Source organism: Pseudomonas sp. AC255, from assembly GCF_979258175.1.
The window spans coordinates 3119671-3146667 of record NZ_OZ409841.1 but is presented as its reverse complement, the minus strand read 5'-3'; the positions used below and the strand labels follow the sequence as shown (position 1 = coordinate 3146667).

Sequence of the window (26997 nt, the reverse complement as noted above, 5' to 3'; positions counted from 1 at the left end):
ATGACACAGGCAATTGCATCGCCCATCGTTCACGACCTGATCGGCGTCGGTTTCGGCCCTTCGAACCTGGCACTGGCCATCGCCCTGCAAGAGCGCGGCCGGATCCAGGGCGAACTGGATGTGCTGTTCCTCGACAAGCAGGCCACCTACAGCTGGCACGGCAATACATTGTCGACGCAGAGCGAGTTGCAGATTTCCTTCCTCAAGGACCTGGTGACCCTGCGCAATCCGACCAGCCCGTATTCTTTCGTCAATTACCTCAAGCACCACGGGCGTCTGGTCGACTTCATCAACCTCGGCACTTTTTATCCATGCCGCATGGAGTACAACGACTACCTGCGCTGGGTGGCCGGGCAGTTCACCGAGCAGAGCCGTTACGGTGAAGAAGTGCAGTTCATCGAACCGGTGTTGCACAACCTGCAGGTTGAAGCGTTGCGGGTGATTTCCCGGGGCAGCGACGGCCAGCAATTCGTGCGTACCACACGTTCGGTGGTGGTCAGCGCTGGCGGCACACCGCGCATTCCAGAGGCGTTCAAGGCGCTGAAGGGCGATCATCGGGTATTCCACCATTCGCAATACCTGTCGCAAATGGCCAGACAGCCGTGCGTGAACAATCAACCGATGAGTATCGCCATCATCGGAGGCGGACAGAGCGCGGCGGAAGCCTTTATCGATCTGAATGATTCATTCCCGTCGGTGCAGGTCGACATGATCCTGCGCGGCTCGGCCTTGAAGCCTGCGGACGACAGCCCGTTCGTCAACGAAGTGTTCTCGCCGGAATTCACTGATCTGGTGTTCCAGCAGAACAGCGTCGAGCGCGAGCGTCTGGTCAACGAGTACCACAACACCAACTATTCGGTGGTCGACATCGACCTGATCGAACGCATCTACGGCATCTTCTACCGGCAGAAGGTTTCCGGGATTGCCCGCCATGCCTTCCGCACCCTGACCACCGTCGAAAGCGCCAATGCGACGGCAAATGGCATCGAACTGGCGGTGCGCAACAATGCCACTGGCGAAGTCACAGTGCGGATTTACGACGCCGTGGTGCTGGCCACCGGTTACGAGCGCCAGATGCACCGCAAATTGCTCGCGCCGCTGGAGGAATACCTCGGCGAATTCGAAGTCGATCGCAACTACAAACTGATCACCGACGAGCGCTGCAAGGCCGGCATATATATGCAGGGCTTCTGCCAGGCCAGCCATGGCCTGAGCGATACGCTGCTGTCGGTGCTGCCGATTCGCGCCGACGAAATCGCTGGCTCGTTGTACGAGCATGGCAAACAGCGCGGGCACAGCCGTTCTGTGGCGGAGTTGCTGTTGGCGACTGCCAGCTGAGTTCTGCGGCGCCTGTCACACCGCTTTCGCGAGCAGGCTCGCTCCCACAATGGATCTGTGAACGCAGGGCAAAATGTGGGAGCGAGCCTGCTCGCGAAGGGGCCATGGATGGCCCCACATATGATCGTTCCCACGCTCTGCGTGGGAATGCAGCCCGGACGCTCCGCGTCCCTTTCAGAAGCCGAACGCGGAGCGTCCGATGAGGCGTTCCTACGCTGAGCGTAGGAACGATCGCGGGGAAATTCTGAACCCTTGCTGAACACCCCCCACATTCCCGGCAAACACCTCTTCCAGCCGTTTCGCTGCGGGCGTAAGCTGCGCGCGTTTTCATCAATTGCGGAGACCCACAGTGGGTACTTGTTCGAGTGACAGTTGTCGGCCGGTCTCGATCACCGGCAGATTCTCGGCAAGATAACGCGCAGTCTTTCCCTGCCGTTGTCTCGCCGTAACAGCGAGCAGCGGCATCCCGTGCACGACCCGTTCCGGAACGGGTCTCGACGTCCTTCTCATCGACGCTGAACCAAGCGTGATGGCGACCTCAGTCGTCATCGCAGCCTATCGACACGCCTGTCGTTCCCGACCGGCGTGCCACGCCTTGCCGTGCCGGTTTTCCCGGTGCCAGGGCGCGGCGGTACCTGCTCGACGGTTTCCCGGCTGACCACAGGGGACACAGCCATGAAACTCACGCTCAAGGAATTTTTCGCAGGCTTTCTGCGCAGCCGCCACATCGCCCGGCACTTCCGTCGACTCGCGTTGCTGGATTCGATCAATGACACATCGGTCAACCGTGAAGTGCCGCCGACGCTGGCCAACACGCTGGTCGCTGCCGCCCATGAAGACAGCGCTGCGTTGCTGTCAGCGCTGGGCACGCAAGGCGAGGGGCTCACCGAGGTCGAGGCCGATGTACTGCGTGCGCAACATGGCCTCAACGAGGTCGAGCACGAGCAACCGCTGCCGTGGTGGACCCATCTGTGGCACTGCTACAAAAATCCGTTCAACCTGCTGCTGACCTTGCTCGCGGTGATCTCCTGGCTGACCGAAGACCTCAAGGCGGCCGTGGTGATTTTCTCCATGGTGGTGCTGTCGACGCTGCTGCGCTTCTGGCAGGAGAGCAAATCCAATCAGGCCGCCGATGCGCTCAAAGCCATGGTCAGCAACACCGCCACGGTGCTGCGCCGGGATGTGCCACGGCGGGAGCTGCCGATCAAACAACTGGTGCCCGGCGATCTGATCGTACTCTCGGCCGGCGACATGATTCCCGCCGATTGCCGCGTGCTCAGCGCCAAGGATCTGTTCGTCAGCCAGGCAGCAATGACCGGTGAATCGATGCCGGTGGAGAAATTCACCCGGCAGACCGATCGCGACACGCGTAACCCGCTGGAGCTGGACAACATTCTGTTCATGGGCACCAACGTCGTGTCCGGCAGCGCGATTGCACTGATTCTCACCACCGGCAACAGCACCTACTTCGGTGCGCTGGCGCAACGGGTCGGCGCGACGGACCGGGCGGTGACCTCGTTCCAGCAGGGGGTCAACAAGGTCAGCTGGCTGCTGATCCGCTTCATGTTCGTCATGGCGCCGCTGGTGCTGTTCATCAACGGTTTCACCAAGGGCGACTGGAGCGAAGCGCTGCTCTTCGCGCTGTCGATTGCCGTCGGCCTGACTCCGGAAATGCTGCCGATGATAGTCACCTCGACCCTGGCCAAAGGCGCCGTGTTCCTGTCGCGCAAAAAAGTCATCGTCAAACGCCTCGACGCGATCCAGAACTTCGGCGCCATGGACGTGCTGTGCACAGACAAGACCGGAACCCTGACGCAGGACAAGATCTTTCTGGCGCGTAATGTCGATGTCTGGGGTGAGGATTCTGACCATGTGCTGGAACTGGCCTACCTCAACAGCTACTACCAGACCGGCCTGAAAAACCTGCTGGATGTCGCCGTGCTCGAGCACGTGGAAATCCATCGCGAATTGAAAGTCGGCAGCGCCTTTCGCAAGGTCGATGAGATCCCCTTCGACTTCAATCGCCGGCGCATGTCGGTGGTCGTGGAGCGCCGCGGTCAGCCCCATCAACTGATCTGCAAAGGCGCGGTGGAAGAAGTGCTGGCGGTGTGCAGCCGGGTGCGTCACGGCGAAGTTGATGAGGCTTTGAGCGATGAATTGCTGGCACGGATTCGCCAGGTCACCGGCGCTTTCAACGCCGAAGGTCTGCGCGTGGTGGCGGTCGCGGCTCGCTCGATGCCTGACGGTCGCGAGATTTACAGCCTGGCCGATGAACAAGAGCTGACGCTGATCGGTTACGTGGCGTTCCTCGATCCACCCAAGGAAAGCACCGCGCCAGCGCTCAAGGCCTTGGCCGAGCATGGCGTGGCGGTGAAGGTGTTGACCGGTGACAACGAACTGGTCACAGCAAAGATCTGCCGCGAGGTCGGCCTCGCGCAACAGGGTTTGCTGCTGGGCAATGACATTGAGCGCATGAGCGACAGCGAACTGGCCGTAACGGTCGAGACGACCAACGTCTTCGCCAGACTCACGCCGTCGCACAAGGAGCGCATCGTCCGTGTGCTCAAGGGCAACGGCTATGTGGTCGGGTTCATGGGCGATGGCATCAACGACGCGCCGGCGCTGCGCAGCGCCGACATCGGCATTTCCGTGGACAGCGCGGTGGACATCGCCAAGGAAGCGGCGGACATCATCCTGTTGGAAAAAAGCCTCATGGTGCTGGAGGAGGGCGTGCTCGAAGGGCGGCGTACCTTCGCCAACATGCTCAAGTACATCAAGATGACTGCCAGTTCCAACTTCGGCAATGTGTTCTCGGTGCTGGTCGCCAGCGCGTTCATCCCGTTCCTGCCGATGCTGCCGATGCACCTGCTGGTGCAAAACCTGCTGTACGACATTTCGCAGATTGCCATTCCGTTCGATAACGTCGACGAAGAGATGCTGAAACAGCCGCAGCGCTGGCAGCCGGCTGACGTCGGGCGTTTCATGCTGTTCTTCGGCCCGATCAGTTCGATCTTCGACATCACGACATTCGCCTTGATGTGGTACGTGTTCGACGCCAATACCCCGGATCACCAGACACTGTTCCAGTCCGGCTGGTTCGTGGTCGGGTTGCTGACCCAGACGCTGATCGTGCACATGATCCGCACGCCGAAGATTCCGTTCCTGCAAAGCCGCGCCGCCATGCCGCTGATGGTGATGACGGCGATTATCATGGCAGTCGGCATCTTCCTGCCCATGGGCCCGCTGGCGCATTACTTCAAGTTGCAGGCATTGCCGTCGCTGTATTTCGCGTTTCTGCCAATGATTCTGCTCGCGTACATGGCCCTGACCCAGGCAGTGAAGGGCTTCTACATCCGTAGATTCGGCTGGCAATAGCAGCCATGGAATGCTCTCCCTGTGGGAGCGAGCCTGCTCGCGAAGGCGCCGTGTCAGTCAATACGTCTCTGACTGGTATAGCCCCTTCGCGAGCAGGCTCGCTCCCACAGGGGATATTGGTGCGTCTGGGGCGCCGGATGAATGGCCTGCTTTTTAGGAAAAGTCCTACAGAGCTATCCCCGACGCTTGCGTAGTCTTGCCCTCCCCAAACCTCACCGGGAGAATGACCATGAGCAACAAAGCGTTGCGCATCCTGATCGCCGACCCGCAGCATTTTCATCGCATGAAAATCGAGCGCCTGTTCAACTCGCTCGGCTACTACCGCGTCGCCCCGGTGCAGAATCTCGGCGAATTGTTGACCCTGGTCGACTACGGCTGCGAGCCGTTCGATGTATTGGTGATCAATGCCGAGCTGGCGGCAGGCTCCCTGGATCTGTCGGGCTTTCTGCTCGATCACCCACAGGTTCGCCACGCTTTGATCTACAACGAACCGTCGGCGCCCTTGCTGGCGGTTGCGGGGTTTGCTCAGGAAAACGCGCAGATCAGCCCGACGCCATTGCCCAATTCACAGCTCATCGGGCAGGTGATGGCGAGAGTCGAAGCTTGCGACGAACGCCAGGCACCGCCCGACTCTCACGCGTCGTTGCGCCATGCCAATGCATAAAAAACCACTCTGCACAACTGTCAGACCTGACAGGTGATTCTCTTGCTCTTCCATGTAACAGTGCCGGCGCAGCCACCGACTCCGGGACAGACTGTTGCGGTGTCTTCGATTTTGCAGGAGTACCAATGAAGTCAGCGCTGATCGTCGATGATCACCCAGTCGTGCGCGCGGCCATTCGCATTGTCCTGCAGGCTCAAGGCTTCACGCAGATTCATGAAGCGTCCAATGGCAATGAAGTCGTGCCGTTGATTTGCGCGCATGATCCGCACCTGGTCGTGCTCGATCTCGGGTTGGGGTCCATGGACGGGCTGGAAGTGCTGGCGCGAATCCAGATCAAAGCGCCGACGGCACGCTGCCGGATCCTGGTGTTCAGCATGCATGAGCCCACGCATTACCAGGAGCGCTGTCTGCGCGCGGGCGCGCGGGGTTACGTGACCAAGAGCAATCATCTGACGCTGCTGCACGATGCTATCAAGGCGCTGATGTCCGGCCACACCTATTTCTCTGCGTTGCCCAATACCAGCTGTCTGTACAACGCGGTGCAACGCACTGAACAGGAGCTGATCGCTCAGCTGTCCGATCGAGAGTTGTGCATTTTCGTGAACCTGGCGTTGGGCAAACCAAACAAAGCCATCGCCCAGGAGATGCACCTGAGTCACAAGACCGTCAGCACCTACAAGACCCGCATGATGGCGAAACTTGGCCTGGGTTCGCTGGTGCTCCTGCGTGAGTTCGCCAAGCGCAATCACTTGATCTGAGTACCTCGACATGACGCAGGGACTGCGGGTTTTGGGGATTTGGCTGGGGCTTGTGGCCTTGGTCTGGGCGAATGATCAGCCGCAGACGCTGGAGGTGCTGGCGCGCCTCGAACCGGGGGGTATCCAGGTCCGCCTCGATGATAGGGAACGCCAGTGGCTGCGTGAGCATCCAGTCTTGCGCATGGGCATCTCCGGCCCGGATTACCCGCCCTTCGAAATAACCCGCCAACAGCATGAGCTGGAAGGGCTGACCGCCGATTACGCCGATCTGCTGGCGCAACTGCTCGGCATCAGGATCGAAGTGCGGCGTTTTGCCGATCGGCCGGCACTGATGGCCGCACTCAAGCGCGCCGACGTTGATCTCTTGGGCACCTCGAACAGTTTCGAAGCGGCGGATCCGGCCTTTGTTCTGTCGCGGCCGTATGCTGAAGATCAGCCTATGCTGGTCACGCGCCACGACGAGAAGCTGCCCGCCGACCTGACGGCCAAACGCATCGCCATGGTCGAGGATTACCTGCCACTGGCCCATGTTCAGGCGTTCTACCCCGGCGCCCACGTGCAGCTTTATGCTTCGGCCATGGATGCACTCGGCGCGGTCGCCTTCGGTGCCGACGACGTGTACCTGGGCGACTTCATCAGCGCCAATTATCTGATCAACACCAACTATCGCAACGACCTGCAATTGGCCGGGCCGTCGGGGCTTGATGCCAATCCGTTCGCCTTTGCGTTATTGCGCAGCGATGTGGTGCTCAAACGCATCGTCGACAAGGCCTTGCTGGCGGTACCCATGGAGCGTCGGCATCTGATCGAACAGCGCTGGAGTGTCGGCCTTGCCGAGATGGCCGAGCAGTCGCGGGTACAGCTCAGCGCCGCTGAACAGCAGTGGTTTGATCAGCACCCGGTGGTGCGAGTGGGCGCGGTCGAAGACTTCGCACCGTTGGCGTTTTTCGATGCCGAGGGACGCTTCAACGGCCTGGCAGCGCAGTTGTTGAGCCTCATCGCCCAGCGCAGCGGGCTGAATTTCGAGATCGTGCGTGGCACCTCGTTGAACGATCAGTTCGAGCAGCTCCAGGCGGGTGAACTTGATGTCCTGCCGGTGGTGACGCCGAGCACCGAGCGGGAAGCGCAGCTGCAATTCACCCGCGCCTATCTGAACAATCCGTTCGTGCTGGTCAGTGCGGCGAACGGGCCACATCCATTGCCGCTCGACGACCTGGCGGGCAAACGCCTGGCCATCTATCGCGGCCACCCGTTGCGCGAATACCTGCTGCAACGCGTGCCCGGACTACGTCTGGTCGAAGTGAAAAGCCCCGCCGAAGGCATGGCGCTGATTGCCCGAGGACAGGTCGACGTAACGGTGAGCTCGTTGCTGGTGGCGCGTTTTCTGATTGCCCGGCAGTACCGCGATCGCCTGCGAATTACCGGCACCGTTGGCGATCAGCCGGCGCGCATCGCATTGGCCACGGCGCCGCAATCGGCATTGCTGCACTCGATCCTGAACAAGGCGTTACTGAGCATTGCGCCGCAGCAAATGGATGAACTGGTCGAGCGCTGGAGCCACGATGTAGTGGTCGAGAACAGCTACTGGCTGCGCCACCGTCAGGAGATTCTGCTGGGTTTCGCCAGCGCAGCTGCCTTGCTTCTGTTGGCACTGCTGTGGATTGGCTGGCAGCGCCGGCAGATCCACCAGCGTCAGCAATGGTTGCTGCAACTGCAACAGGCCAAGGACGCGGCGGACGAAGCCAGTAGGGCCAAGAGTACTTTTCTGGCGACCATGAGCCACGAGATCCGCACGCCGATGAACGCCCTGATCGGCATGCTCGAACTGGCCCTCAAGCGCGCAGAGGAGGGCGTGACCGATCGACTCGCCATTCAGGTGGCGTCGAATGCCGGCCAGCAATTATTGGCGTTGATTGGCGACATTCTCGATATCGCTCGTATCGAATCGGGGCACTTGTCCCTCGCGCCCGAGCGGGCCAACCTGCGGGAGACGGTGTCGTCGGTATGTCGAGTGTTCGAAGGGCTGGCGCGGCAGGAACGCTTGTTGTGGCGCATCGAGCTTGATCCGCGCGCCGACGTGGATGTGCTGATCGATCCGACGCGCTTCAAACAGGTGCTGTCCAACCTGTTGAGCAATGCGATCAAATTCACCGAGGCAGGCGAGGTCAGCCTGCGTCTGCAGATCGTTGCGATATCGCACGAGCAAGTGAGTGTGCAAGTGCTGATCGAAGACAGCGGCATCGGTATAAGTGCTGAAGATCAAAAGCGCCTGTTCAGCCCGTTCGTTCAAGCGAGCAATAGCCTCCAAGCGGCGCGCAGCGGTTCCGGCCTGGGGCTGGTGATCAGCCGTAACCTCTGCGAAATGATGGGCGGCACGCTGGGTCTCGATAGTGATCTCGGGCAAGGCACGCGAGTAAAAATCAATATCCAGTTGCCGCTGCTGACGTCGGTGACGACCACACTGGCAACGCCCGAGGCGGCAGCCGCGACGTGTGTATTAAGCGTGTTGGTGGTGGACGATCACCCGGTCAATCGCTTGCTGATGTGCTGGCAATTGAGCGAACTCGGGCATCGCACGGTAGATGTGGGCGATGGCGAACAGGGGCTGGACCGCTGGCGAACCCAGGCCTTCGATGTGGTGATCACCGACTGCAACATGCCGCGACGCAATGGCTATGAACTGGCACAGGCGATTCGCAACGAAGAAGCCGCCAGCGGCCGCAGGCCCTGTCTGATCCTCGGTTTTACGGCCAACGCGCAGATCGAAGAGCGCCTGCGCTGTCTGGATGCCGGCATGGACGGCTGCCTGTTCAAACCGATTCGCTTGCATGATCTGGCTGAAGCCATGAACGGCGCCCGCCGTTGCGAGCTTCACGAAGATGAACCGCCTGGCGCCGAGTCGGTCGAGATTGACCTGAGTGCCCTGGAGCAGATGGCCGGGACCGATCACTCGTTGATCGAGCGTTTGCGCAAGGAAGTCGGCAACAGCCTGCGTGATGATCTCCAGGCTCTGGATCATATCCACGTCGGCGACCGCAACGGCCTGCGTGAGCTGGCCCATCGCATCAGGGGCGGCGCGCAAATGGTCGGCGCTGCGCGGGTTGTTGCGGCGTGTGCAGATCTGGACACGGCGTGCCGAGACGGTGATAACGCGTTTATCGAGCGTGCCATCGGCAAGCTGCGCGACGCCATGCACGGCCTCGCACGGTGCCTCTGAACCAATGCAGTCTGCTGTGGGAGCGAGCCTGCTCGCGAAATGCGCGCTGCTGACCCAATTGTTCTGCACATGGAACACTCAAGCCGGTTTTCACCGTCTAGTCGAATATTCGATATGCCTTTAGGCTTAATCCAATGCATTTACCCATTGGAGACCCCATGAAAAACATCATCGGCATTTACACCAGCCCGCGCGGCCATTGGGTCGGCGATGGTTTCCCGGTGCGCACACTTTTCTCTTACGACAACCTGGGCAAGCACATCAGCCCGTTTCTGCTGCTCGATCACGCCGGTCCCGCCGAATTCACCCCGACCACTGAACAGCGTGGCGTCGGCCAGCATCCGCACCGTGGTTTTGAAACCGTGACCATCGTTTACGACGGCGAAGTGCAACACCGCGACTCCACCGGCAGCGGCGGCACCATCGGCCCGGGCGACGTGCAGTGGATGACCGCAGCGTCCGGCATCCTCCATGAAGAGTTTCATTCGGAGAATTTCGCCAGAACCGGCGGCAAGCTGGAAATGGTCCAGCTGTGGGTCAACCTGCCGGCCAAGGACAAAATGGCCGCGCCGGGTTACCAGACCATTCTCGACCGCGACATTCCCAGCATCGCGCTCAAGGACAACGCCGGCAGCCTGCGTCTGATCGCCGGTGAATTCGACGGGCACACCGGACCTTCGCGCACCTTCACGCCGATCGATGTCTGGGATCTGCGCCTCACTGCCGGCAAGCTGCTGACGCTTGATCTGCACGAAGGACGCAACACCGCACTGGTGGTGTTGAAGGGTTCGGTGCAGGTCAACGGCGCGGAATCGGTAGGGGTCGGGCAGTTGGCGCTGTTCGAACGCGACGGTGATCGACTCACTCTCCAGGCCAGCGAAGACGCGGTGGTATTGCTGCTCAGCGGCGAGCCGATCGACGAACCGATCGTCGGCCATGGCCCGTTTGTGATGAACACCGAGCAGGAAATTCATCAGGCCTTCGCCGACTTCCAGTCCGGGCGCTTTGGCCAGATGCACGCCTGACCCCGAGCTTTACTGGCAACTGAAACTCCCTGTGGGAGCGAGCCTGCTCGCGAATGCTCTGATTCAGTCGAAGAGGTAGTGACTGACAGGACGCCTTCGCGAGCAGGCTCGCTCCCACAGGTTTTTCAGCGTCTGATCGTTCCCACGCTCTGCGTGGGAATGCAGCCGGGACGCTCCGCGTCCCACAGCCTCAAGATCGCAGCCTTCGTCAGCTCCTACAGGGTTTCGCAGTGTTTTCAAGCGGCGGTTCATCCGCCGAAATCAATTGCTCCTACACTGTGCCAATCTGTGCGATCTTCTCGTGATTGGCCTTTGTCGGAGTTGTTTGATGCTGTCTCTGCTGACCGAACACCCGTTGTTTAGCGCGTTGATCCTGATCCTGCTCGATCTTGGCCTGTGGCGGCTGATCAGCTCTCGCGGCAGCGAATGGAAGCTGCTGGTGCGGGTGCTGATTTTCGCCCTGTTCAGCATTGTGCTGTTCAACGAAGGCCTCAACCCGATGGAGCCGGCGCCGTGGGCCGACAACGTGCCGCTGCATCTGGCAGCGACCGGGTTGCAGATCGGCTGGTGGCTGTTTGGTGCACGCACCCTGACGGTGTTGATCGGCGCGGTGATGATGCAGCGGGTCGGCCACACCGGCCGGCTGTTGCAGGACTTGCTCGGCGCGGTGATTTTCCTCATCGCGATCATTGCGGCGCTGGCGTACGTGCTCGATCTGCCGGTCAAAGGCGTGCTGGCGACGTCCGGCGCGTTGGCGATCATTGTCGGTCTGGCCTTGCAGAGCACCTTGAGCGACGTGTTCTCCGGCATCGTCCTCAACACCACCAAGCCCTATCAACTCGATGACTGGATCTCCATCGACGGCACCGAGGGCCGCGTCACCGACATCGACTGGCGCGCCACGCGTCTGCAAACCAGTCAGGGCAGCATGGCCGTGATACCCAACTCGCTGGCGGCGAAAGCCAAAATCATCAACTTCAGCCGACCGAGCAATATGTTCGGCGTTTCCGTCAGCGTGCCTGTCAGCCCCCATGCCCGGCCCAGTTCGGTAATCGAGGCGCTGGAGCGGGCAATGCAGGGTTGTCGGCAATTGCTCGACACACCGGCGCCGAGCGTGTCGTTGAAGAGTTCTGCCAGCGGCGGCGCGGAATACGAAATCAGTGGATTTGTCGCTTCGATGGGCGAGAAGCGCGTGGTGCGTAATCAGTTGTTCGACCTCGCTTACCGGCATTTGCAGGCGTCCGGGGTCAATCTGCTGTCGAGCAACGAGACCAGCGCCGCGCCGCAGTTGTCGCGGCCACGGGCGCTGCTGGAAAGCTCACCGATCTTCTCGACCCTACGCGAGGAAGAAAAAGACACCTTCAGCCAGAACATGACCCTGCAAACCTTCCGCGCCGGCGAAACGATTCTGGCGGGCGGGGAGGTCAGCGATCATTTGTTCATCATTGAATCCGGCGTGGTGTCGGTGACGCTCAAGCGCCATGGTGCACCCCTGGAATCCGGGCGCATGGGGCCGGGCGAGGTGATCGGCGAGGCCGGGATTCTTTCCGACACCGCGTTGCCGGCGGATTTTTCCGCGAAGACTTTCTGCGCCCTGTATCGCATCGAGAAGTCCTACCTGAAACCGTGCCTGGACGCGCGCCATGACATCCATGATGCGATGCAGGCGTTGCTCGATTTCCGCCTGCACAAGGCGCAGTCGCTGACCGAGGACGCGCCCGTGGTCGCGCCGAAAAGAGGCTTCCTGCAATGGCTGCGTAATCGCGTCTGAGCTGTCGCATTGTCATTCGATGCAACCTGCGCGGCGTTTTCAGGGTCACAATTTGCAATCCCACCGGGCAGGAGTTGCAGACGATGAAAAACCTGCGAATCGCCACCTTCAACGTCAATGGCATGCGCGCGCGGCTGCCGAATCTGCTGGAATGGCTCAAGCGCGACCAACCGGACATCGTCTGCCTGCAAGAGCTCAAGTCGGTGGACAGCGCATTTCCCGCCGCCGAACTGGAGGCCGTCGGTTACGGCGCGATCTGGCAGGGCCAGGCGTCATGGAATGGCGTGGCGATTCTGGCGCGTGATGCGCAGCCGCTGGAGAGTCGACGCGGTTTGCCCGGCGATCCCGATGACACGCACAGCCGCTATATCGAAGCGGCGGTGCACGGTGTGCTGGTCGGTTGCCTGTATCTGCCCAACGGCAACCCGCAGCCGGGGCCGAAATTCGATTACAAACTGGCCTGGTTCGAGCGTCTGATCAATTACGCCAAAGACCTGCAACGCAGCGATCACCCGGTGGTGCTCGCCGGTGACTTCAATGTCGTGCCCACCGACATGGACATCTACAACACGCGATCCTGGCTCAAGGACGCTTTGTTGCAACCCGAAAGCCGCGAGTGCTATCAGCGCCTGCTGGGCCAGGGCTGGACCGATTCCCTGCGCCACGTGTATCCCGAAGAACGCATCTACACCTTCTGGGATTACTTCCGCAATCATTGGCAAACCAACTCCGGCCTGCGCATCGACCACCTGCTGCTCAACCCGGCATTGAGCCCGTATCTGCACGATGCCGGCGTCGACGCCTGGGTGCGCAACGAACCGCACGCCAGCGACCATGCACCGACATGGATTCGCATCGCTTCGCGGAAAAAGCGCTGAGCGGGCGATTGGCGAAATCAATTGTCGAAAGCCGTGCCTGATCCCGTATACAGGGCAACATCCACGCAGTGTTCTGCGGCCCATGCATAAGGATCGAGCAATGAGTGCGCTACGGCTGAGCAATACCAATCTGTATCTGCAACGTTTGGGTTTCGATGCGCCGCCGCCACCGACACTGGATACGTTGCGTCAGTTGCAACTGCGCCATACCGCCGAATTTGTTTTCGAAAATCTGGCTACGATCATGGGTGAACCGGTGTCGATCGACCTGGACTCCATCGAAAGCAAGGTGCTGCAGCAGGGGCGGGGCGGCTACTGCTATGAGCTCAATCATTTCTTTTATGCGCTGCTGCTTGAATTGGGCTTCGACGCGCGGGCGATCAGCGGGCGCGTGGTGATGAATCAACCGGAAGGCAGCTGGACGGCGCGCACCCATCGTTTGAGTCTGGTGACCATCGACACAGTGCGTTACATCACCGACGTCGGCTTTGGCGGCATGGTGCCGACCGCACCGCTGCTGCTCGACAGTGAACATGAGCAACTAACCCCGCACGAACCCTACCGCATCGACAAGCAGAACGAAGGCTACCTGCTGCGCGCCCAGGTCGCAGGTGAATGGCGGCCGATGTACCTGTTCGATTTGCAACGCCAGGAAGACATCGATTACACCGTTGGCAACTGGTACGTCTCGACGCATCCCGAGTCACCTTTTGCCCAGCGCCTGATGCTGGCGCGCACCGGCGCTGGTTGGCGCAAAACCCTGAACAACGGCAGTTTTGCCATTCATCACATGGGCGCGGACAGTGAGCGGCGCGAGGTGGCGGATGTCGACGAGCTGATGAAATTGCTGCGGCGTGAGTTTGATCTTCAGGTGCCTGATTCACCGCGTGTGCGGCAAGCGCTGGCTCGGGTAATCGCGCCAGCCTCCATCTAAGGCTTTACATCAGGCTCCAATACGCGACGGATCTCCCCGATTGCCGCTGACAGCTTTCTCTCGAGACTCTTGAGATCGGTGGCGGTGATGCCTTTCTTGAATTGCCCCGTCAGACCTGAATCGTCAGCGCTTTCCTGTTGGCGTGCGCCATCAAGCAGAGCATGGCGCAGGGTGTTGTTGATCACAGTCTGGTAGCCAAAGCCCTCGGTTTCTGCGGCGGTACGCGCCGCTTCGATCACCGCGTCATCAAGCATGATGGTGATGCGGGTCTTGCCCTTGTTCGGCACTACTGCGCCGCGTTTACCTGCGGAAAAGTCATATTCGTCTTTCATCGGTCAAGCCTCCTTAACTCCGGTCGTAACTGAATCTCCTCAATTTCATTATGCATACTTTATATGCATAAAAAAGAGCGCAACTACACCGTCGGTCGCAGTAGACACTTCAGCCTAGTGGGCACTGGCGCGAGCGCAGCGGGGATGTGTTGCCGAATTTGTTGGGGCAAGAAGCGCAGACTAGAAGGTTGGATGGCTACCTAACCATTATGTGACTGACAAGTTGTATACAACTCTATGGACATTTGTCCTGAGTATTGAATACAGTGTGCGCATAACAAAAACCAGGGAACCCCCCACCATGAAAACGCCCCATGTTTCACACCAACGGCCCGAGGACGAAAACCTCGGGGTCGGCGCGAATATGGCTTACGGCCTGCAACATGTTCTGACCATGTACGGCGGTATCGTTGCGGTGCCACTGATCATTGGCCAGGCGGCCGGTCTGTCGCCGGCGGACATTGGTCTGTTGATTGCTGCTTCATTGTTTGCGGGGGGCTGGCGACGTTGCTGCAAACCCTGGGTCTGCCGTTTTTTGGCTGTCAGCTGCCGCTGGTCCAGGGCGTATCGTTCTCTGGTGTGGCGACCATGGTCGCGATCGTCAGCAGTGGCGGGGAGGGCGGTTTCCAATCGGTGCTGGGCGCGGTGATTGCCGCCTCGTTGATCGGCTTGCTGATCACGCCAGTGTTTTCGCGCATCACCAAGTTCTTTCCGCCGTTGGTCACCGGCATTGTGATCACCACTATCGGCCTGACGCTGATGCCAGTGGCCGCACGCTGGGCAATGGGTGGCAACAGCCACGCGCCGGACTTCGGCAGCATGCAGAACATCGGTCTGGCAGCGGTGACGCTGGTGCTGGTGTTGCTGTTGAGCAAGGTTGGCAGCGCGACCATTTCTCGGCTGTCGATTCTGCTGGCCATGGTCATCGGCACGGTGCTGGCGGTGTTCCTCGGCATGGCGGATTTCTCCAGTGTCACCACCGGTCCCATGTTCGGCTTCCCGACACCGTTCCACTTCGGCATGCCGACCTTCCATTTCGCCGCGATCCTGTCGATGTGCATTGTGGTCATGGTGACGCTGGTGGAAACCTCGGCGGACATCCTTGCCGTGGGCGAAATCATTGACACCAAGGTAGATTCCAAACGCTTGGGCAACGGCCTGCGCGCCGACATGCTGTCGAGCATGTTTGCGCCGATCTTCGGTTCGTTTACGCAAAGTGCTTTCGCGCAAAACGTCGGCCTGGTGGCGGTGACCGGGATCAAGAGCCGATTCGTGGTGGCCACCGGCGGCCTGTTCCTGGTGGTGCTCGGCCTGCTGCCGTTCATGGGGCGGGTGATTGCCGCCGTGCCGACTTCGGTGCTCGGCGGCGCCGGGATCGTGCTGTTCGGCACCGTGGCGGCGAGTGGCATTCGCACGTTGTCGAAGGTGGACTACCGCAACAACGTCAACCTGATCATCGTCGCCACTTCGATCGGTTTCGGCATGATCCCGATCGCAGCGCCGAACTTCTACGATCACTTCCCGAGCTGGTTCGCGACGATTTTCCATTCGGGCATCAGTTCATCGGCAATCATGGCGATCCTGCTCAATCTGGCCTTCAACCACTTCACAACCGGCAACTCGGATCAACAGTCGGTGTTCGCCGCAGCCGAAGAGCGCACGCTGCGTTATCGCGATCTCGCCGCGCTGCGTGAAGGCGATTACTTCAGTGACGGCAAGCTGCATGATTGCGATGGCAAGGAAGTGCCGGTGATCGAGCCGGATGACCATGATCATGGCCACGGCGCGCCGAAGGTGCAGGTGAAAAGCAGCGAACATGTCTGACTGCTGCGTCTGAAACAGGAAAGGCCGATCTGCCCAAACAGATCGGCCTTTTGGTATTTTTAATGCGCCCACAAAAAAGCCCCTGAACCTTGCGATTCAGGGGCTTTGCTATTTGGCTCCACAACCTGGACTCGAACCAGGGACCCAGTGATTAACAGTCACTTGCTCTACCAACTGAGCTATTGCGGAATTGGTGCGTATGTTACTGATTCAAAAAGAGAAGTCAAGCGTCGCCTGGCAACTTTTGCGATTCATGGGGACGGACGGCATTTTGTCAGCGATTGGCGGTTACCAGAAAGACTTCAGAGGTCTACCATGGCAGCCCGGAAGTGGTCACACGCGCTACCGGCCATTCGCCGCAAAGGTACGCGCCATGACTCAAATCACCCGTAACATCGAGGTGCTCGCATGAGCACTGCACAGATCAGCCTGCCCAAAGGGATCGGCCCGCACGCCGAAAAACTCTTCGAGGCAATCACCGGCGCCAGTACCGCCGAAGAATTGAACCGCGCCGGCGGCAAGGCCGAAGGTTTCGTCCTCGGTCTCGAAAGCAGCAAGGCCATCAAAAGCCAGGTCGCCGAATCGCTGTATGTGATTTACGACGATGCCGCCACCCAGCGCTCGGCTGAACTGGCTTAACTGCCGAAAGTAATCGTGCCGAGCATCAGCTTGGCATAGACCGCTGTCGCCGCCAGTTGCACCAGCCACAGGGCCAGGCCACCGAGGAATACCCCGGTGGCGACTTGCAGCACCAGGCTCTTTTCACGCTTGGCCGGAGCGCGCGGGATGAAATCATCCAGGTCGTCACGGTCGGCGCGCAGGTTGTCGTTTTTCATGTGGGTTCTCTTCAAAAATCGGGTGTACACAAAACCGGTAGGAGCTGCGGAACGCTGCGATCTTTTGATCTTGATCTTGGAAACAAGATCAAAAGATCGCAGCCTCGTTGCACTCGTCAGCTCCTGCACTTTGAGTTGTGTGCAGTCTAGAGGTTGCAAGGCGTTTCCAGAGACAAATAAAAACGGGAAGCACAAAGGCTTCCCGTTTTTCATCACTCGCCGAAATCAGATGACCTGAACGATCGCGTCCGTCACAGCCTTGATGTTGCTCTGGTTCAGCGCAGCCACGCAGATGCGGCCGGTGTCCAGGGCGTAGATACCGAACTCGTTGCGCAGGCGATGCACTTGTTCAGTGGTCAGGCCGGAGTAGGAGAACATGCCGCGCTGACGACCGACGAAGCTGAAATCGCGGCCCGGGGCTTTTTCCGCCAGCAGGGCAACCATCTGCTCGCGCATGCCGCGAATACGCAGACGCATCTCGGCCAGCTCGGCTTCCCACTGCGCGCGCAGTTCCGGGCTGTTCAGCACCGCAGCAACAATGCTGGCGCCATGGGTCGGCGGGTTGGAGTAGTTGGTGCGGATCACGCGCTTGACCTGCGACAGCACGCGCGCGCTTTCTTCTTTCGATTCGCTGATGATCGACAGTGCGCCAACGCGTTCGCCGTACAGCGAGAACGATTTGGAGAACGAGCTCGAGACGAAGAAGGTCAGACCGGATTCAGCGAACAGGCGCACAGCGGCGGCGTCTTCATCGATGCCGTCGCCGAAACCCTGGTAAGCCATGTCGAGGAACGGCACGTGACCTTTGGCCTTGACCACTTCCAGTACCTTGTTCCAGTCCGCCGGGGTCAGGTCGACGCCGGTCGGGTTGTGGCAGCAAGCATGCAGGACAACGATCGAGCCGTTCGGCAGGGCGTTGAGGTCGTCGAGCATGCCGGCACGGTTCACGTCGTGGGTGGCAGCGTCGTAGTAACGATAGTTCTGCACCTGGAAACCAGCGGTCTCGAACAGCGCGCGGTGGTTTTCCCAGCTCGGGTCGCTGATCGCCACGACGGCGTTCGGCAGCAGTTGCTTGAGGAAGTCGGCACCGATCTTCAGCGCGCCGGTCCCGCCGACGGCCTGAGTGGTGATGACGCGACCGGCGCTGATCAGCGGCGAGTCGTTGCCGAACAGCAGTTTCTGCACGGCCTGGTCGTAGGCAGCGATGCCATCGATCGGCAGGTAACCGCGCGAAGCGTGTTGCGCGACGCGAATCGTCTCGGCTTCGATCACCGCGCGCAGCAGTGGAATTCGCCCCTCTTCGTTGCAATACACGCCCACGCCCAGGTTGACCTTGGTGGTCCGGGTATCGGCGTTGAATGCTTCGTTGAGGCCCAGGATTGGATCGCGGGGTGCCATTTCGACAGCGGAGAACAGGCTCATTATTACGGTGGCTCTGAATGGAGAGTGGAGGGACGTGTAGCGCTCCAGCCGAATGCACTAGAGCGGTGCACAAACGGGGAGCTAGTATAGAGGCCATCACCGCGCAATGGCGACAGGCGAATCGGCTTTTGGGGTAAGTTTTTCCGATTATTTCTGGACCGTTAGTCGATTGACTTTGTCAGACTCTTTACCGGATGTAGGACGTTTGCCTTGAAAGGTCAGGCAATCGCCACCACATTCAGCACAATCCAGGTTTTTTCTTGCGCGACATCGGTCGTTTGCGGTCGTCCTCGTGGTGCTCCGTCTGACGCGGAGCGCCGCGAATCCAGAGGTGTGTATGTCGGAATTCCAGCTAGTCACCCGCTTCGAGCCTGCCGGCGATCAGCCGGAAGCCATTCGCCAGTTGGTTGAGGGCATTGACGCCGGGCTGGCGCACCAGACATTGCTCGGTGTGACCGGCTCGGGCAAGACCTTCAGCATCGCCAACGTCATCTCCCAGGTACAGCGTCCGACGCTGGTTCTGGCGCCGAACAAGACCCTGGCCGCGCAGTTGTACGGTGAGTTCAAGGCGTTCTTTCCGAACAACGCCGTTGAATACTTCGTTTCCTATTACGACTACTACCAGCCCGAAGCCTATGTGCCGTCGTCCGACACCTTCATCGAGAAGGACGCGTCGATCAACGACCACATCGAGCAGATGCGACTGTCCGCGACGAAAGCGTTGCTGGAGCGCAAGGACGCGATCATCGTCACCACGGTGTCGTGCATCTATGGTCTGGGCAGCCCGGAAACCTATCTGAAAATGGTCTTGCACGTGGATCGCGGCGACAAGCTCGATCAGCGCGCGCTGTTGCGGCGCCTGGCTGACCTGCAATACACCCGCAACGACATGGATTTTGCCCGGGCGACGTTCCGCGTGCGCGGTGATGTGATCGATATCTTCCCGGCGGAATCCGATCTGGAAGCGATCCGCATTGAGCTTTTCGACGACGAGGTCGAGAGCATTTCCGCGTTTGATCCGCTGACCGGCGAAGTCATCCGCAAGATGCCGCGCTTCACTTTCTATCCGAAGAGCCACTACGTGACGCCTCGGGAAACCCTGCTCGACGCCATCGAAGGCATCAAGGTCGAATTGCAGGAGCGCCTCGAATACCTGCGCAGTAACAACAAACTGGTGGAGGCCCAGCGCCTGGAGCAGCGCACCCGTTTCGACCTGGAGATGATCCTCGAACTGGGTTACTGCAACGGCATCGAAAACTACTCGCGCTACCTTTCCGGGCGTCCATCCGGCGCGGCGCCACCCACGCTTTACGACTATCTTCCTGCCGACGCCTTGCTGGTGATCGACGAATCCCACGTCAGCGTGCCGCAGGTCGGCGCGATGTATAAGGGCGACCGTTCGCGCAAGGAAACCCTCGTTGAGTACGGCTTCCGCCTGCCTTCGGCGCTGGACAACCGGCCAATGCGTTTCGACGAGTGGGAAGGGGTCAGCCCGCAGACCATTTTCGTTTCGGCGACCCCCGGCAACTATGAAGCCGAGCACGCCGGGCGCGTGGTCGAACAAGTGGTGCGGCCGACCGGCCTGGTCGACCCGCAGGTTGAAGTGCGGCCGGCACTGACTCAGGTCGATGACTTGCTCTCGGAAATCACCAAGCGCGTGGCGATCGAAGAACGTGTGCTGGTCACCACGCTGACCAAGCGCATGGCCGAAGACCTGACCGATTACCTCGCCGACCACGGCGTGCGCGTGCGTTATCTGCACTCGGACATCGATACCGTCGAGCGCGTCGAGATCATCCGCGATTTGCGCCTCGGCGTGTTCGATGTGCTGGTCGGGATCAACCTGCTGCGTGAAGGCCTCGACATGCCGGAAGTGTCGCTGGTGGCGATTCTCGATGCTGACAAGGAAGGCTTCCTGCGTTCCGAGCGCTCGCTGATCCAGACCATCGGCCGCGCGGCGCGTAACCTCAATGGCCGGGCGATTCTCTACGCCGATCGCATGACCGGTTCGATGGAGCGGGCGATTGGTGAGACCGAGCGCCGTCGCGAGAAGCAGATCGCTTTCAACCTTGAGAACGGCATCACCCCGAAAGGTGTGATCAAGGACGTCGCCGACATCATGGAAGGCGCCACCGTACCGGGCTCGCGCAGCAAGAAGCGCAAAGGCATGGCCAAGGCCGCCGAAGAGAACGCCAAGTACGAAGCCGAACTGCGCTCGCCAAGCGAAATCACCAAACGCATCCGCGCGCTGGAAGAGAAGATGTACCAATTGGCGCGGGATCTGGAGTTTGAAGCGGCGGCGCAGATGCGTGACGAGATTGCCAAACTGCGCGAACGATTGCTTACGGTTTAAGGGATCGTTCCCACGCTCTGCGTGGGAATGCCGCCCGGGACGCTCTGCGTCCCATCGCTCGCGTGACGCAGAGCGTCACAGGATGCTTTCCCACGCAGAGCGTGGGAACGATCATTGTGTATCTCTGTAAGAGCGAGCCTGCTCGCGAATGGCCTTCACACCATCCGAAGGGCTTAGGGCATCTGGCTTAAATACCCTGCCCGCTGGAGCGGGGCGGGTGTCGCCTGTTACCATTCGCCGCTTGATTGTTCTGCTCTTCATTTTTTCGAGACAAGCCATGACCACCGTCCGCACTCGCATCGCGCCATCGCCTACCGGGGACCCCCACGTAGGTACCGCTTACATCGCATTGTTCAACTACTGCTTTGCCAAGCAGCATGGCGGTGAGTTCATCCTGCGCATCGAAGACACCGATCAGTTGCGTTCGACCCGCGAGTCCGAACAGCAGATCTTCGACGCCCTGCGCTGGCTCGGCATCGACTGGAGCGAAGGTCCGGATGTCGGCGGCCCGCACGGCCCGTATCGGCAGAGCGAGCGCGGCGACATCTACCAGAAGTACTGCCAGCAACTGGTCGACATGGGGCATGCGTTCCCGTGCTTCTGCACCGCTGAAGAACTCGATCAGATGCGCGCCGAGCAAATGGCTCGTGGCGAAACTCCGCGCTACGACGGCCGCGCGCTGCTGCTGTCGAAGGAAGAAGTCGCGGCGCGCCTGGCCGCTGGCGAACCGCACGTGATTCGCATGAAGGTGCCGAGCGAAGGCGTCTGCGTGGTGCCGGACATGCTGCGTGGCGACGTCGAGATCCCGTGGGATCGCATGGACATGCAAGTGCTGATGAAGACCGACGGCCTGCCGACGTACTTCCTCGCCAACGTGGTCGACGATCACCTGATGGGCATCACCCACGTGCTGCGTGGCGAAGAATGGCTGCCATCGGCACCGAAACTGATTTTGCTGTACGAATACTTCGGCTGGGAACAACCGGAGCTGTGCTACATGCCGCTGCTGCGTAACCCGGACAAGAGCAAGCTGTCCAAGCGCAAGAACCCGACCTCGGTGACGTTCTACGAGCGCATGGGCTTCATGCCGGAAGCGATGCTCAACTACCTCGGGCGCATGGGCTGGTCGATGCCGGACGAGCGCGAGAAGTTCTCGCTGCAGGAAATGGTCGACAACTTCGACCTCAAGCGCGTATCCCTCGGCGGGCCGATCTTCGATATCGAGAAGCTGTCGTGGCTCAACGGCCAGTGGCTGCGCGATCTGCCGGTGGAAGAATTTGCCGCGCGCGTGCAGAAGTGGGCGTTCAATTCCGACTACATGATGAAGATCGCACCGCACGTTCAGGGCCGTGTTGAAACGTTCAGCCAGGTCGCGCCGCTGGCGGGGTTCTTCTTTGCCGGCGGCGTGAATCCGGATGCCAAGCTGTTTGAGTCGAAAAAGCTCTCCGGCGATCAGGTTCGCCAGTTGATGCAATTGATCCTGTGGAAACTGGAAAGCCTGCGGCAGTGGGAGAAGGACAGCATCACCGCGACGATCCAGGCGGTGGTCGAGTCCCTCGAGCTGAAACTGCGCGACGCGATGCCGCTGATGTTTGCTGCGATCACCGGGCAGGCGAGTTCGGTGTCGGTGCTCGATGCGATGGAAATCCTCGGCCCGGACCTGACCCGTTTCCGTCTGCGCCAGGCGATTGACCTGCTGGGCGGCGTGTCCAAGAAAGAAAACAAGGAATGGGAAAAGCTCTTGGGCGCCATCGCCTGATTGCTTTTGCTTCTCTGCAGGACTGCCGAAGGCTGCGATCTTTTGATCCTGCCTTCGGCGTTTCTCCCGAATTTACGGGGGAGGGCGGTAAGTGATTGTTATCCCGGCAAAAAATTTTGAAATTTTTCAAAAATAAGTTTGACAGGCTTTCGATACGCCCTTAAGATTCGCCCCGTCCTCAGCGATGAGGGGCTATAGCTCAGCTGGGAGAGCGCTTGCATGGCATGCAAGAGGTCGACGGTTCGATCCCGTCTAGCTCCACCAATTTACACTTCGAGGTCTGGCCACACCGGCCTTGAAGCGATCAACACTCAGCGTTGATCAGTTGTATAGAAGGGTTTGCGTCCCCTTCGTCTAGTGGCCTAGGACACCGCCCTTTCACGGCGGTAACAGGGGTTCGAGTCCCCTAGGGGACGCCAGTTTTACAGAAGTGATGTTGCAAGAGATCACTCCGCCGCGAGGCGAAAAATCCGGGGCTATAGCTCAGCTGGGAGAGCGCCTGCATGGCATGCAGGAGGTCAGCGGTTCGATCCCGCTTAGCTCCACCAATTTTACAGTTCAAGGTCTGGCCACACCGGCCTTGAATCGATCAGCTCTCAGCACTGATCAGTTGTATAGAAGGGTTTGTGTCCCCTTCGTCTAGTGGCCTAGGACACCGCCCTTTCACGGCGGTAACAGGGGTTCGAGTCCCCTAGGGGACGCCACGATTACCCGCTCTGCGGGATTTTATAAGGGTCATTCAATTATTGAATGGCCCTTTTGTTTGTCCGGCGTTTGGCCAACTCTCCTTTTTCCTTACACTGTGCTTCAGACCAGCGGTCATATTCATGACTTGCGGAATATTATTATGCGAATAATATTCTAGTCGTAATATTCGGAGGCAACGATGAACGATAAAAAAGCTCAAACCCGCGAACGCATCCTCAAGGCTGCCAGCGCCGCATTGATTCAACGCGGCCCGGCAGACCCGAGCGTGGGTGAAGTGATGGGCGCCGCCGGGCTGACTGTCGGCGGCTTCTATGCGCACTTCGAAAGCAAGGACGCGATGATGCTCGAGGCGTTCAAACAGCTGCTGGGCCGCCGTCGCGACCTGATTGCCGACATGGACGCCGATCTGACCGGCGAAGAGCGTCGCGCTTTGGTGGCTGCGTTCTACCTGTCACGCAAACACCGGGATTCCAGCGAGGCTGCATGCCCGATCCCGGCCTCGATTGGGGAGCTGGGGCGTTTGCCGGAGTCGTTCCGCATTGCGCTGAACGAGCATTTGGAATTGATGGTCGCGCAACTGGCGGCCAGCCCTGAAGACACCGACAAGGCTTTGGCCGATGTCGCGTTGATGGTCGGTGGTCTGGCCTTGGCCAGAGCGCTGGGTCCGGGAGATTTATCCGATCGATTGCTGCGCGCTGCCAAGTCGGCGGTGCGTTGACCTGAAGGCAACAAGCCTGAGGAGAGTGCGATGAACGCGTTGAAGTGGGTTCGTGGCGTTAACGGTACCTTGGGCTGGTTTGCACCGAAACTGGTGGCAAGCAAAATGCGTCTGGCGTTCATGACGCCCCGCGCTCTACCGCTGCGCGATTGGGAGCTGCCGCTGTTGGCCAGCTCCGAACGCATCACATTGCGCTTCGGTCTGTCGGCGCTGCGTTGGGGCCAAGGTCCTACAGTGTTGCTGATGCATGGTTGGGAAGGGCGGCCAACGCAATTCGCTTCGCTGATAAACGCTTTGGTTGATGCCGGCTATACCGTCGTCGCGCTCGATGGCCCGGCACACGGTCGCTCCCCTGGGCGAGAAGCCAATGTAGTGCTGTTCGCCCGCGCCATGCTTGAAGCCGCTGCCGAATTGCCGCCGCTGCAAGCGGTTATCGGCCATTCCATGGGCGGCGCCAGCGCGATGCTCGCCGTGCAATTGGGGCTGCGCACCGAAACCCTGGTCAGCATCGCCGCACCGTCGCGGATTCTCGGCGTGCTGCGCGGTTTCGCGCGAATGGTCGGCATGCCGCCGCGCGCGCGTTCGGCGTTCATTCGTCAGGTCGAGCAGGACGTCGGCATGCGCGCCGCGACGCTGGACGTGGCCCACTATCAACTGGATATGCCCGGCCTGATCGTCCATGCCGAGGACGACAATTTTGTCTCGGTCAAAGAATCGCAATTGATTCACGAAGCCTGGTTCGACAGCCGCCTGCTGCGCCTGGAAAGCGGCGGCCATCAACGCGTGCTGGCCGACCCTCGAGTGATTGATGGCGTGTTATCACTGCTCGCCGGTCGCAGTCTCCAGGCGCGCCAATCGGCCTGAGCTCCGTTACACTGCCTCGGTTGAATACTTTGACCGGGAGTGGGGCATGGGCTGGGATCGGGCAACGCCGTTTACCATTGATCTGCAAGTAGGCGCCGAAGACATCGACGGGCTCGGGCACGCCAATAACGCGGTGTACGTCACCTGGCTCGAGCGCTGCGCCTGGCGCCATTCGCAGCGCCTCGGCCTGGACCTGGTCGAATACCGGCGTCTGGACCGAGCAATGGCCGTTGTCCGCCACGAAATCGATTATCTGGCCGCCGCCTATGAAGGCGATGAACTGCAACTGGCGACCTGGATCGTCGATTGGGATCAGCGCCTGAAAATGACCCGGCATTTCCAGCTCAAACGCCCCAGCGACAACGCCACCCTGTTGCGCGCGCAGACCACATTTGTGTGCATCGAACTGTCGACCGGCAAGCCCAAGCGTATGCCGGCGGAATTTATCGAAGGCTATGGCCCGGCGATCCAGATTGCAGAAGCCATGTGAATCTCACCCTGTGGGAGCGAGCCTGCTCGCGAAAGCATCGCGTGAGTTACGCATGCGTCAACTGACAGACCGTCTTCGCGAGCAGGCTCGCTCCCACAGAGATATGTGTAGTTCTGCGGATTTGTGCGATATCCAGTAAACTGCCGCACGTTTTTTCTTCAAGTAGTGTTTCCCCATGCAAATTGCTCTGGCGCCCATGGAAGGGTTGGTCGACGACATCCTGCGCGACGTGTTGACCCGCGTTGGCGGCATCGATTGGTGCGTGACCGAGTTCATTCGGGTCAACGACCAGTTGCTCACGCCGGCCTATTTCCACAAGTTCGGCCCCGAGCTGCTCAACGGCGCTCGCACCGCGTCCGGCGTGCCGCTGCGCGTGCAATTGCTCGGTTCCGATCCGGTGTGCCTGGCGGAAAACGCCGCGTTGGCCTGCGAGCTTGGCTCGGAAGTGATCGACCTCAACTTCGGCTGCCCGGCCAAGACCGTCAACAAATCCCGTGGCGGCGCCGTGCTGCTCAAGGAGCCGGAGCTGCTCAACCAGATCGTCGAGCATGTCCGTCGCGCCGTACCGACGCACATCCCGGTCACCGCGAAAATGCGCCTGGGTTTCGACAGTCCTGACGGCTCGCTGGTCTGCGCCACGGCGCTGGCCGAAGGCGGGGCAGAGCACATCGTCGTACATGCGCGGACGAAAATGGACGGCTACAAACCGCCGGCTCATTGGGAGTGGATCCCGCGTGTGCAGGATGTGGTCAAGGTCCCGGTCTTCGCCAACGGGGACATCTGGAGCGTCGAAGACTGGCGCCGTTGCCGCGAAATCAGTGGTGTCGAAGACATCATGCTCGGTCGGGGGCTGGTCTCCCGCCCGGATCTCGCTCGGCAGATCGCTGCGGCGCGCGCTGGCGAAGAGGTCGTCGAGATGACCTGGGCCGAGCTGATGCCGCTGATTCAGGACTTCTGGCTGCAGGCCAAGGCGCAGATGACCGCACGCCAATCGCCCGGTCGCCTCAAGCAATGGCTGGCCATGTTGACGCGCAACTACCCGGAAGCCGCCGAGCTTTTCACTGTTCTGCGTCGCGAAACCGAGCCGGATCAAGTCTCGCGCTTGCTCGGATTGCCGCTCGTCGAAGCCGCATAAAAAATCTCAAAATATTCTCTTGAAATCAAAACAGCGGTCCCTATCTAAGGGTTACGCGATGCCGAATTCGGGTCGCGGAGACACAAAACCTTGCTGATTGTTTTCAGGAGATTTGAATCATGAGTACTGCATTTTCTCTCGCGCCACTGTTCCGTTCCTCGGTAGGTTTCGACCGTTTCAACGACCTGTTCGAAACCGCCCTGCGTAACGAGCCTGGCAGCAGCTATCCACCCTACAACGTCGAAAAACACGGTGATGACCAATACCGTATCGTCGTCGCGGCCGCCGGTTTCCAGGAAGAAGACCTGGACCTGCAAGTCGAAAAGGGTGTGCTGACCATCAGTGGCGGCAAGCGTGACACTGACGAGAGCGTCACGTTCTTGCATCAAGGCATCGCCCAGCGAGCCTTCAAGCTGTCGTTCCGTCTGGCCGATCACATCGAGATCAAGGACGCTGCGCTGCGCAACGGCCTGCTGAGCATCGACCTGCTCCGTGTGATCCCGGAAGAAGCGAAAGCCAAGCGCATCCCGATCAATGGAGCGCAGCAGCCGGCGCTGCAGCATTGATTCATGTGCTGACACACAATCGCCCGAATC

Annotated in this window: 21 protein-coding genes, 5 tRNA genes and 1 pseudogene; 23 read left to right on the top strand and 4 right to left on the bottom strand. The window is 60.0% G+C overall.

Annotation, left to right across the window (positions count from 1 at the left end; translation table 11 throughout):
* The 9 genes from ACZZ0K_RS14380 to ACZZ0K_RS14340 all read left to right on the top strand — a co-directional run bounded on the left by ACZZ0K_RS14380 (nucleotide 1) and on the right by ACZZ0K_RS14340 (nucleotide 13960).
* A complete protein-coding gene (locus ACZZ0K_RS14380; RefSeq protein WP_258707877.1) occupies nucleotides 1-1338 on the top strand; it encodes a lysine N(6)-hydroxylase/L-ornithine N(5)-oxygenase family protein in 1338 nt (445 codons plus the stop codon).
* A gap of 675 nt (nucleotides 1339-2013) precedes the next feature.
* Nucleotides 2014-4713, top strand: coding sequence for a magnesium-translocating P-type ATPase (gene mgtA, locus ACZZ0K_RS14375; RefSeq protein ID WP_258707878.1), 2700 nt, complete (start codon nucleotides 2014-2016; stop codon nucleotides 4711-4713).
* Nucleotides 4714-4942: 229 nt separating this feature from the next.
* The gene (locus ACZZ0K_RS14370; RefSeq protein ID WP_041478514.1) at nucleotides 4943-5377 is read left to right on the top strand and encodes an ANTAR domain-containing protein; all 435 of its coding nucleotides are present in this window, start codon (nucleotides 4943-4945) and stop codon (nucleotides 5375-5377) included.
* 125 nt (nucleotides 5378-5502) lie between these two features.
* A complete protein-coding gene (locus ACZZ0K_RS14365) occupies nucleotides 5503-6135 on the top strand; it encodes a response regulator transcription factor (RefSeq protein WP_258707879.1) in 633 nt (210 codons plus the stop codon).
* 10 nt (nucleotides 6136-6145) lie between these two features.
* Nucleotides 6146-9352, top strand: coding sequence for a transporter substrate-binding domain-containing protein (locus ACZZ0K_RS14360; protein ID WP_463559154.1), 3207 nt, complete (start codon nucleotides 6146-6148; stop codon nucleotides 9350-9352).
* 158 nt (nucleotides 9353-9510) lie between these two features.
* Nucleotides 9511-10377 (top strand): pirin family protein, encoded by an 867-nt coding sequence (locus tag ACZZ0K_RS14355; RefSeq protein WP_258707881.1) that lies wholly within the window; start codon nucleotides 9511-9513, stop codon nucleotides 10375-10377.
* A gap of 328 nt (nucleotides 10378-10705) precedes the next feature.
* On the top strand, nucleotides 10706-12148 hold the full coding sequence (locus ACZZ0K_RS14350) for a mechanosensitive ion channel family protein (protein ID WP_110646436.1): 1443 nt from the start codon (nucleotides 10706-10708) through the stop codon (nucleotides 12146-12148).
* 83 nt (nucleotides 12149-12231) lie between these two features.
* Complete coding sequence (gene xth / locus ACZZ0K_RS14345) at nucleotides 12232-13026, top strand: exodeoxyribonuclease III (protein WP_258707882.1); 795 nt, start codon at nucleotides 12232-12234, stop codon at nucleotides 13024-13026.
* Nucleotides 13027-13126: 100 nt separating this feature from the next.
* Nucleotides 13127-13960, top strand: a complete 834-nt coding sequence (locus ACZZ0K_RS14340; RefSeq protein WP_258707883.1) for an arylamine N-acetyltransferase family protein — start codon at nucleotides 13127-13129, stop codon at nucleotides 13958-13960.
* Here the strand turns inward: ACZZ0K_RS14340 and ACZZ0K_RS14335 are convergent.
* Entirely contained in the window at nucleotides 13957-14292 is a 336-nt protein-coding gene (locus ACZZ0K_RS14335; protein WP_041478521.1) for a BrnA antitoxin family protein, read from the bottom strand. The genes ACZZ0K_RS14340 and ACZZ0K_RS14335 overlap by 4 nt on opposite strands.
* 301 nt (nucleotides 14293-14593) lie before the next feature.
* Here ACZZ0K_RS14335 and ACZZ0K_RS14330 point away from each other — a divergent pair.
* Nucleotides 14594-16116: pseudogene (locus tag ACZZ0K_RS14330) on the top strand (nucleobase:cation symporter-2 family protein).
* 113 nt (nucleotides 16117-16229) lie between these two features.
* On the opposite strand, the gene ACZZ0K_RS14325 reads toward ACZZ0K_RS14330, so the two are convergent.
* Nucleotides 16230-16305, bottom strand: a tRNA-Asn gene (locus ACZZ0K_RS14325).
* A gap of 10 nt (nucleotides 16306-16315) precedes the next feature.
* On the opposite strand from ACZZ0K_RS14325, the gene ACZZ0K_RS14320 reads away from it, so the two are divergent.
* Both ACZZ0K_RS14320 and ACZZ0K_RS14315 read left to right on the top strand, forming a co-directional pair.
* Nucleotides 16316-16528, top strand: a complete 213-nt coding sequence (locus ACZZ0K_RS14320; RefSeq protein ID WP_252879790.1) for a hypothetical protein — start codon at nucleotides 16316-16318, stop codon at nucleotides 16526-16528.
* A complete protein-coding gene (locus tag ACZZ0K_RS14315) occupies nucleotides 16525-16755 on the top strand; it encodes a hypothetical protein (RefSeq protein WP_252879791.1) in 231 nt (76 codons plus the stop codon). Before ACZZ0K_RS14320 ends, ACZZ0K_RS14315 begins: the two co-directional genes overlap by 4 nt.
* Here ACZZ0K_RS14315 and ACZZ0K_RS14310 read toward each other — a convergent pair.
* Together ACZZ0K_RS14310 and ACZZ0K_RS14305 are read right to left on the bottom strand one after the other, a co-directional pair.
* Complete coding sequence (locus ACZZ0K_RS14310) at nucleotides 16752-16952, bottom strand: hypothetical protein (protein ID WP_041478524.1); 201 nt, start codon at nucleotides 16950-16952, stop codon at nucleotides 16752-16754. The two genes, ACZZ0K_RS14315 and ACZZ0K_RS14310, sit on opposite strands and share 4 nt — an antisense overlap.
* A 225-nt stretch (nucleotides 16953-17177) precedes the next feature.
* The gene (locus ACZZ0K_RS14305; protein ID WP_258707884.1) at nucleotides 17178-18374 is read right to left on the bottom strand and encodes an amino acid aminotransferase; all 1197 of its coding nucleotides are present in this window, start codon (nucleotides 18372-18374) and stop codon (nucleotides 17178-17180) included.
* A 337-nt stretch (nucleotides 18375-18711) separates the two neighbouring features.
* Between ACZZ0K_RS14305 and uvrB the strand changes: the two genes are divergently transcribed.
* The 11 genes from uvrB (at nucleotide 18712) to ACZZ0K_RS14250 (ending at nucleotide 26967) form a co-directional block, all read left to right on the top strand.
* The gene (uvrB, locus tag ACZZ0K_RS14300) at nucleotides 18712-20727 is read left to right on the top strand and encodes an excinuclease ABC subunit UvrB (protein WP_016773919.1); all 2016 of its coding nucleotides are present in this window, start codon (nucleotides 18712-18714) and stop codon (nucleotides 20725-20727) included.
* A 277-nt stretch (nucleotides 20728-21004) separates the two neighbouring features.
* Nucleotides 21005-22486, top strand: a complete 1482-nt coding sequence (gltX, locus tag ACZZ0K_RS14295) for a glutamate--tRNA ligase (protein WP_071171803.1) — start codon at nucleotides 21005-21007, stop codon at nucleotides 22484-22486.
* 188 nt (nucleotides 22487-22674) lie between these two features.
* Nucleotides 22675-22750: transfer RNA gene (locus ACZZ0K_RS14290), tRNA-Ala, on the top strand.
* A gap of 79 nt (nucleotides 22751-22829) precedes the next feature.
* Nucleotides 22830-22905 (top strand) — tRNA-Glu (locus ACZZ0K_RS14285).
* Nucleotides 22906-22958: 53 nt separating this feature from the next.
* Nucleotides 22959-23034: transfer RNA gene (locus ACZZ0K_RS14280), tRNA-Ala, on the top strand.
* Between the two features lie 80 nt (nucleotides 23035-23114).
* A tRNA-Glu gene (locus tag ACZZ0K_RS14275) sits at nucleotides 23115-23190 on the top strand.
* A 182-nt stretch (nucleotides 23191-23372) separates the two neighbouring features.
* Entirely contained in the window at nucleotides 23373-23912 is a 540-nt protein-coding gene (locus ACZZ0K_RS14270) for a TetR/AcrR family transcriptional regulator (protein ID WP_041478525.1), read from the top strand.
* A 30-nt stretch (nucleotides 23913-23942) separates the two neighbouring features.
* A complete protein-coding gene (locus ACZZ0K_RS14265; RefSeq protein WP_016773922.1) occupies nucleotides 23943-24776 on the top strand; it encodes an alpha/beta fold hydrolase in 834 nt (277 codons plus the stop codon).
* Nucleotides 24777-24822: 46 nt separating this feature from the next.
* Nucleotides 24823-25266, top strand: a complete 444-nt coding sequence (locus ACZZ0K_RS14260) for an acyl-CoA thioesterase (RefSeq protein WP_016773923.1) — start codon at nucleotides 24823-24825, stop codon at nucleotides 25264-25266.
* 175 nt (nucleotides 25267-25441) lie between these two features.
* Nucleotides 25442-26401 carry a tRNA dihydrouridine synthase gene (locus tag ACZZ0K_RS14255; protein ID WP_258707885.1) on the top strand — a complete coding sequence of 320 codons (960 nt, stop codon included), beginning with the start codon at nucleotides 25442-25444 and terminating at the stop codon, nucleotides 26399-26401.
* A gap of 119 nt (nucleotides 26402-26520) precedes the next feature.
* Nucleotides 26521-26967 (top strand): Hsp20 family protein, encoded by a 447-nt coding sequence (locus tag ACZZ0K_RS14250; RefSeq protein ID WP_016773925.1) that lies wholly within the window; start codon nucleotides 26521-26523, stop codon nucleotides 26965-26967.
* Nucleotides 26968-26997: the final 30 nt, after the last annotated feature.

Bases quoted from the DNA above. Each gene is read 5' to 3' on its own strand.
- ACZZ0K_RS14380 (WP_258707877.1), top strand. From the start codon at position 1: ATGACACAGGCAATTGCATCGCCCATCGTTCACGACCTGATCGGCGTC.
- mgtA (WP_258707878.1), top strand. From the start codon at position 2,014: ATGAAACTCACGCTCAAGGAATTTTTCGCAGGCTTTCTGCGCAGCCGC.
- ACZZ0K_RS14370 (WP_041478514.1), top strand. From the start codon at position 4,943: ATGAGCAACAAAGCGTTGCGCATCCTGATCGCCGACCCGCAGCATTTT.
- ACZZ0K_RS14365 (WP_258707879.1), top strand. From the start codon at position 5,503: ATGAAGTCAGCGCTGATCGTCGATGATCACCCAGTCGTGCGCGCGGCC.
- ACZZ0K_RS14360 (WP_463559154.1), top strand. From the start codon at position 6,146: ATGACGCAGGGACTGCGGGTTTTGGGGATTTGGCTGGGGCTTGTGGCC.
- ACZZ0K_RS14355 (WP_258707881.1), top strand. From the start codon at position 9,511: ATGAAAAACATCATCGGCATTTACACCAGCCCGCGCGGCCATTGGGTC.
- ACZZ0K_RS14350 (WP_110646436.1), top strand. From the start codon at position 10,706: ATGCTGTCTCTGCTGACCGAACACCCGTTGTTTAGCGCGTTGATCCTG.
- xth (WP_258707882.1), top strand. From the start codon at position 12,232: ATGAAAAACCTGCGAATCGCCACCTTCAACGTCAATGGCATGCGCGCG.
- ACZZ0K_RS14340 (WP_258707883.1), top strand. From the start codon at position 13,127: ATGAGTGCGCTACGGCTGAGCAATACCAATCTGTATCTGCAACGTTTG.
- ACZZ0K_RS14335 (WP_041478521.1), bottom strand. From the start codon at position 14,292: ATGAAAGACGAATATGACTTTTCCGCAGGTAAACGCGGCGCAGTAGTG.
- ACZZ0K_RS14320 (WP_252879790.1), top strand. From the start codon at position 16,316: ATGTTACTGATTCAAAAAGAGAAGTCAAGCGTCGCCTGGCAACTTTTG.
- ACZZ0K_RS14315 (WP_252879791.1), top strand. From the start codon at position 16,525: ATGAGCACTGCACAGATCAGCCTGCCCAAAGGGATCGGCCCGCACGCC.
- ACZZ0K_RS14310 (WP_041478524.1), bottom strand. From the start codon at position 16,952: ATGAAAAACGACAACCTGCGCGCCGACCGTGACGACCTGGATGATTTC.
- ACZZ0K_RS14305 (WP_258707884.1), bottom strand. From the start codon at position 18,374: ATGAGCCTGTTCTCCGCTGTCGAAATGGCACCCCGCGATCCAATCCTG.
- uvrB (WP_016773919.1), top strand. From the start codon at position 18,712: ATGTCGGAATTCCAGCTAGTCACCCGCTTCGAGCCTGCCGGCGATCAG.
- gltX (WP_071171803.1), top strand. From the start codon at position 21,005: ATGACCACCGTCCGCACTCGCATCGCGCCATCGCCTACCGGGGACCCC.
- ACZZ0K_RS14270 (WP_041478525.1), top strand. From the start codon at position 23,373: ATGAACGATAAAAAAGCTCAAACCCGCGAACGCATCCTCAAGGCTGCC.
- ACZZ0K_RS14265 (WP_016773922.1), top strand. From the start codon at position 23,943: ATGAACGCGTTGAAGTGGGTTCGTGGCGTTAACGGTACCTTGGGCTGG.
- ACZZ0K_RS14260 (WP_016773923.1), top strand. From the start codon at position 24,823: ATGGGCTGGGATCGGGCAACGCCGTTTACCATTGATCTGCAAGTAGGC.
- ACZZ0K_RS14255 (WP_258707885.1), top strand. From the start codon at position 25,442: ATGCAAATTGCTCTGGCGCCCATGGAAGGGTTGGTCGACGACATCCTG.
- ACZZ0K_RS14250 (WP_016773925.1), top strand. From the start codon at position 26,521: ATGAGTACTGCATTTTCTCTCGCGCCACTGTTCCGTTCCTCGGTAGGT.